This is a genomic window from Paenibacillus sp. OT2-17 (assembly GCF_009827695.1).
GTDB classification, from domain to species: Bacteria; Bacillota; Bacilli; order Paenibacillales; family Paenibacillaceae; genus Paenibacillus; species Paenibacillus polymyxa_B.
In genome coordinates this window covers 1-2,264 of sequence record NZ_WUDQ01000584.1, presented here as the reverse complement: position 1 = coordinate 2,264, position 2,264 = coordinate 1, and the positions used below count along the sequence as shown (strand labels likewise).

Here is a 2,264-nt window from a genome sequence, read left to right as displayed (position 1 = left end):
CACACAATCTCCTGAGCCACACTTTTCAAGCAGGCTGACTACACAAGCATTACAACCGGTGCAAGGTTTAATTTGCAGGTCATTAAGACGTATAAGCTCTACCTCGGCACCCAGTTCTTCAGCACCCATCAGAGCTTCCTTGACAAGGATTTCTGAATTACTCATCCTTCTACCGCAACTGATCCCTAAAATTTTCATTAATATCCTCCTGCAATTTGTATTTGTTAGGCATAGATCCTGAAGCAAATCCATGCGAGAGTTTCAGCTTTCTCCACTAATTTCGCATAAATTTCCTCACATAATTCCAAAAATATTCCCTCACAGAGTTCTGATTTTAAACAATATTACTCATTTTTTGATTAAAGTGTCATTTATTGCAGCGTGTAATAATTTCAGTATATATAATAAAAACGTTATATCCCATGTGCTGGAATTTAAATATGGTCCAATATAGTGACGATGTTTTGTAATATTGCACAAGGATTAAAAAGCTTTTGGAGGCTGCTCTCGTGAAAATTCAAAAAATAATCAGAAAACTTAGCGACTGTTATCTTTCCTTGCCCGAAGAGGCCATGCAAACAAAAGAAATCAGTGAATTTACTATCCTGCGGTTGAGTTCCATTTTCCAGGCTGACACAGCTTATATAGGCAAGCTTTCGGATTTGCCAAAGGACTTTCCTACAGACACTCCTCTTTTCTGCATTCAGGATTGTGATGCACTTGTAGACTCTTATACTTGTCTTACCCTTCTGCCAAATGGACTGGATCTGCTGGATCTTTCGGGAAAGATTTCATCTATACTTGCTCATGAGAATCGGCTCATTGAGCATATGCACACTCTGATATCCGCACTTTACTCAAACAAAGGTTTACAATACTTGACAAACGAGGCCTCCCGCATCTTTGGTAATCCGGTAATCATTGTCGACGCAGGCTATAAGTTACTCGCTATGTGTCAGGCCCCCATCCCCAGCCGACCTGATATCGAACAGCAGCGAAATTTGGGTTATATTCTTGACAGTAATATTGAGAGCATGAAGAAATCCAATCTGTACGAACTGACCCGTATGGCTCTTATTCCTTATTATTCACGCGATCCCGAGACCAACGACTGTTGGATAACAGCTTTTGTGTACGTACATGGTATAGAATTCGCGCAGGTCAGTGTTATGGAACTGGATCGTAAATTTACAGATATTGATTTTGAACTCGTACAATTTCTTTGTGAGCTAGTTTCGGTAGAATTGCAAAAGAACGACTTTTATAATTGCAATCAAGGAATGATGCATAGTTTTTTGCTTTCCGAACTGCTTACAGGCGAGCTCAATGATGCTAATGTCATCGCAATGCGACTGGCTCATCTGGAATGGACGCTTACACCTTACCTGAGAGTGCTGACCTTGACAGACCTGAAGAACGGCTTTTTTGACGGGAAAGTTCAGCTGGTTGCACAGCATATGATCCAATTACTTCCGGATAGCCGTTGGATCGTATATCAGGGACGTATTGTATTTCTCATTTCCCTTGTTGATTCATCCTGTAAAATCATTGCTGAAGACAAACGAATTCTGGAATTTCTCCAAGTAAACGGCCTAACTGCTTCGCTGAGTGACTGCTTTAGTCATTTAACCTTTTTGCGAAAATATTATAAGCAATGCCTAACCGCCATCGAGATTGGGTTCCAACTTCATTCTAACAAGCCAGTGTATATGTATGAGGACTATCTCTGCGAGCATATTGGAAAGATCATATCGGAACAGAACGATCTCGCTGACTTCTGCCATCCAGTTATCCAAAAGTTAATTGCTTATGACAATGCCCACAAAACAAGTTTGCTACCTACCCTTGAAGCCTATCTTCAATATGTGGACACTCCAAATATTGCTGCTAAAACACTTTTTATTCATAGAAATACTTTGTTCTATCGAATCAACAGGATACGTGAGCTTTTCGAGATTGATCTAAGCGATGGTGATATTCGTCTGAAGCTTCAAATGACTCTTCATTTTCTAAAACTGAAAACACAACGCGGCGATCCTAAAGATCAGAGTATAGAAGGATAAGCAAATGCAAAAAAAACATGCAGACAAAATTTCTTATCGATACTTTGTCTGCACGCTGGTCTTTTCTATCTATTTTTAAATTTAATGATAGTCCATAAGCATTCAGATAGTTCGCTGCTGTTCTAAGATGACCAGTATGTCTAATTCCATCATTAATCAGCTTACCAGCTTTAGGCCAACTGCTGAACCGAGTACCATCGC

The 2,264-nt window shown here is 39.8% G+C and carries 3 protein-coding genes; 1 reads left to right on the top strand and 2 read right to left on the bottom strand.

Going from position 1 to position 2,264, the window contains the following annotated elements; genetic code table 11:
* A partial coding sequence (locus GRP75_RS24860; RefSeq protein WP_160790663.1) for a flavodoxin family protein occupies window positions 1–198 on the bottom strand: 198 nt, incomplete at its 3' end.
* A 311-nt stretch (window positions 199–509) separates the two neighbouring features.
* Between GRP75_RS24860 and GRP75_RS30560 the strand changes: the two genes are divergently transcribed.
* A complete protein-coding gene (locus tag GRP75_RS30560) occupies window positions 510–2,063 on the top strand; it encodes a helix-turn-helix domain-containing protein (RefSeq protein ID WP_160790662.1) in 1,554 nt (517 codons plus the stop codon).
* On the opposite strand, the gene GRP75_RS30075 is transcribed toward GRP75_RS30560, so the two are convergent.
* Window positions 2,038–2,264 (bottom strand): hypothetical protein (locus GRP75_RS30075; protein ID WP_237449181.1); only part of this gene is annotated, 227 nt, incomplete at its 5' end. The genes GRP75_RS30560 and GRP75_RS30075 overlap by 26 nt on opposite strands.